The following is a 3,618-nucleotide window of genomic DNA, read 5'->3' on the forward strand; positions in this document are numbered from 1 at the left end:
GCCGTGCTCCTGATCATGCTGGGCCACGGGCTGGGCACCATGATCGGCCGGCGGATCCGCAGCGTCGTCCGGATCAGCCCGCTCCGCCTGGTCGACCGGGTGGTCGGCGGCGGGGTCAACCTCGCGGTGTCCGCCCTCGTGATGTCCATGCTGGCGTTCAGCATCAGCGCCCTGGGTGTTCCTTTTGTGTCCCAGCAGCTTGCCGATTCGAAGGTGATCGGCTTCATCGACGGCGTCACGCCCACGCCGCTGAAGACGTCCATGGCGCAGCTGCGGTCGGCCGTGATCGGGGACGGTATCCCCACCCTGTTCGAGGGAGGCGTCGGCAGCCGGCCGGTGCCGGTTCCGGATGCCAGCACCGACACCCCGGCACTGAACAAAGCCGCCGCTTCCGTACTGAAGATCGCCGGCACCGCGTACCAGTGCGGCCAGAACCAGACCGGCACCGGTTTTGTGGTCTCGCCAGGTCGCGTCGTGACGAACGCGCACGTGGTGGCCGGCGTGCCGGAGCCTGTGGTCGAGGTCCCCGGCGGCGGGGCGCTTCCCGGCCGGGTGGTCTACTTCGACAGCCGGCACGACCTCGCCGTGCTGGCCGTGGACGGACTGCCCTCCGCTCCGCTGCCCATGGGCCAGGACCTGCCCGCCGGCAGCCCGGCCGCCTTCGCGGGCTACCCGCACGGCGGTCCGTTCCAGTCGAAGCCGGCAACCGTGCGCGACATCACCACCGTCCTGGTCCCGGATATTTACGGGAACAACGCCGCCGCCGAGGACGTCTACCGGCTGGCGGGCGACGTCCAGCCGGGCAACTCCGGCGGCCCCTTGCTGACCACGTCCGGGCAGGTGGCCGGCGTCGTCTTCGCCAAGTCAACCTCTGAACCCTCGCTCGGATTCGCCATCACCATGAATGATCTCGCCCCCGTCGCCGCCCGCGCTGCCGGGCTGGGCACCGCCGTTTCGCCGGGTCAGTGCATCAAGAAATAGCCGCGAGGTGTTCGTAGCCGCACCTTAGCCCGCAGGCGCTTCGATCCACTCCAGGCTTTGGCCGTGCGGTCCGGCGATCGCCACGGGCAGCCCGTCTTCGAGCAGCAGGAAGCGGCCGCCCAGACGCGATTCGTCCATTTCCGGCACCACGCTGGAGCCGTCGGCCTGCACGATCACCATGTGGCCCTCGTTAGAGATCCAGTGGCAGCCGCGGTCGGCTGCCAGCAGGCCAATCGTGTCGCGGAAACGCTCCCGGCTCTCCGCGTCGAGGTAGGCCATCACGGCGCTGTGGAATACCACCAGGGCGGCGTCCGGCGGTGCCTGGTCCGCCAGGGCCACGAGTTGTTCGTTGAGGTCCCCGGCGACCAGCAGGGGCGGATCTGCGCGGGCGACGCTGATCGCTTGGCGCAGCCGCTGGCGGCGGAAGTCCTGCTCCGGCCAGATCAGGGCCTCCAGCCAGGCGACGTCGTCGGCGTTCCGGATGTCCAGGGGATTGAGGTCGATCCCGGCGCGCCAGGCCACCTCCGGCAGCACGGCTGGCAAAGGCACCGGGCCGGCCGTGGAACACCGCAGGACAGGGTAGGTCCCGGCCGCGGCGCCCGCAGGATCGAGGCGCGTCAGGGCACCGGGCCCGGCGTCGAACTCGTAACCGTAGCGGTCCGGGTACAGGGTGAGCCCGGCCGACGCGCCGACCTCGATCAGGGCCAGTGGCCGGCGCTCCGCTGCGGCGATCCGCGCCAGGGACGGCAGGAGCGCGGCGCAGCGGCCGGCCTCGTTCGTCTGCGTGGAGYGCGCGAGGACGGTCCGGGAGACGGCGCCCCAGTGACGGTCCAGGAACTGCCGGAACTCCGGGTAGGGGCTGATCCCGGCGCCCAGGAAGCGGGCGGCCGCCAGCATCAGCAGCGGCTGGCGTTTGTTGTGCGGCCACTGATCGATCCGCCGGAGCAGCGCGGGATCGTCGGCGATGCCCAGCGACCACTCCGCGTAGCAGGCGGAGTTGCCGGGCGCGTCGACGGTACCGAAGTGCCGGTACCAGTCCGAGGTCCGGGTGGGCCCGGCATCCGGGGCCATGGTCAGCCCCGGGGCGCGTTCAGTTCGGCGAGGTATTCGACGGCGAAACGGTAACCCAGGACGCCGGCGCCGGCGATGACGGCTTTGCTGACATCGGACAGGTAGGAGTGGTGCCGGAACGGTTCACGGGCGTGCACGTTGGTGATGTGGACCTCGACGGCGGGCACCTGCACGGCCGTGAGGGCATCCCGGATCGCCACCGAGGTGTGGGTATAGGCGCCGGCGTTCAGCACGATGCCGACGGCCTTGCCGCGGGCCGCGTGGATGGCGTCGATGAGCGCGCCTTCATGGTTGGACTGGAAGCACTCGACGGCGAACCCGAGGGCCGCGCCTGCGTCCTTGGCAAGCTGTTCGACGTCGGCAAGGGTGGCCGTGCCGTACTTTTCCGGCTCGCGGGTGCCCAGCAGATTCAGGTTGGGACCATTGAGGACCAGGATTGTGCCGCGGCCGGGGTCCGAGGGGGTGGCTTCGCTCATGCCTGCCAATGTACCGCGTTGGCGCGGCCGGACGCTGATGTGTCCTGCCGCGGCCGCCGCCCCCGCCGGCTGAGCCCCCACCGGCTGGTGGGGGCCCAGGGGGCCGACGGCCTATGCGTTAGACCTTGAGCGCGGGCTACTTCTTGAGCGAGCTCGCTATCTGGGCCATCACGGTGTTGTCGGCCAGGGTGGTGGCGTCGCCCACTTCGCGGCCTTCGGCGACGTCCTTGAGCAGGCGCCGCATGATCTTTCCGGAGCGGGTCTTGGGCAGTTCCGGCACCACCAGGATGGTCCGGGGCTTGGCGATCGGCCCGATCTCCTTGCCCACATGGTTGCGGAGTTCCTGGACCATCGCGTCGCCGGAGTCGACGGCGTCCGCGCGCAGGATGACGAACGCGACGACGGCCTGCCCGGTGGTCTCGTCGGCGGCTCCGACGACGGCGGCTTCCGCTACGGCCGGGTGGGAGACGAGGGCGGACTCGATCTCCGCGGTGGAGAGCCGGTGGCCGGAGATGTTCATAACATCATCCACCCGGCCCAGCAGCCAGATGTCGCCGTCGTCGTCCTTCTTGGCGCCGTCGCCGGCGAAGTACATCGTCTCGAAACGGGACCAGTAGGTCTCTTTGAACCGCTCCGGGTCCCCCCAGATCCCGCGGAGCATGGCCGGCCACGGCTCCCGGATCACCAGGTACCCGCCGGCCCCGTTGGGTACGGATTCGCCGGCCTCATCCACGACGTCCACGGCGATGCCGGGCAGCGGGACCTGCGCGGAACCCGGTTTGGTCGCGGTGACCCCGGGAAGCGGGGCAATCATCTGGGCGCCGGTTTCGGTCTGCCACCAGGTGTCCACGATCGGTGCCGGGTTATCTTTGGTTTCTCCGTGCGCGCCGGCGTTGGAGCCGATGACCTCCCGGTACCACATCCACGCTTCGGGGTTGATGGGTTCGCCCACGGACCCCAGGACGCGGATGGATGACAGGTCCGACTTGGCCGGGATCTCCTTGCCCCACTTCATGAAGGTGCGGATGGCGGTGGGGGCGGTGTACAGGATGGAGACCTTGTACTTCTCCACAATCTCCCACCAGCGGCC

The 3,618-nt window shown here is 69.9% G+C and carries 4 protein-coding genes; 1 reads left to right on the plus strand and 3 read right to left on the minus strand.

Annotated elements, in window-relative coordinates; genetic code table 11:
* Positions 1-981: MarP family serine protease (locus AC1DHD_RS14925; protein WP_476880467.1), on the plus strand; the 981-nt coding region annotated here is incomplete at its 5' end.
* 24 nt (positions 982-1,005) lie between these two features.
* Here AC1DHD_RS14925 and AC1DHD_RS14930 read toward each other — a convergent pair.
* The 3 genes from AC1DHD_RS14930 to AC1DHD_RS14940 all read right to left on the minus strand — a co-directional run.
* Complete coding sequence (locus AC1DHD_RS14930; protein WP_476880468.1) at positions 1,006-2,052, minus strand: DUF2332 domain-containing protein; 1,047 nt, start codon at positions 2,050-2,052, stop codon at positions 1,006-1,008.
* A 2-nt stretch (positions 2,053-2,054) separates the two neighbouring features.
* Positions 2,055-2,528, minus strand: a complete 474-nt coding sequence (aroQ, locus tag AC1DHD_RS14935; RefSeq protein WP_476880469.1) for a type II 3-dehydroquinate dehydratase — start codon at positions 2,526-2,528, stop codon at positions 2,055-2,057.
* Positions 2,529-2,664: 136 nt separating this feature from the next.
* Positions 2,665-3,618: AMP-binding enzyme (locus AC1DHD_RS14940; protein WP_476880470.1), on the minus strand; the 954-nt coding region annotated here is incomplete at its 5' end.

The organism is Arthrobacter sp. 05L45_2 (assembly GCF_056397525.1).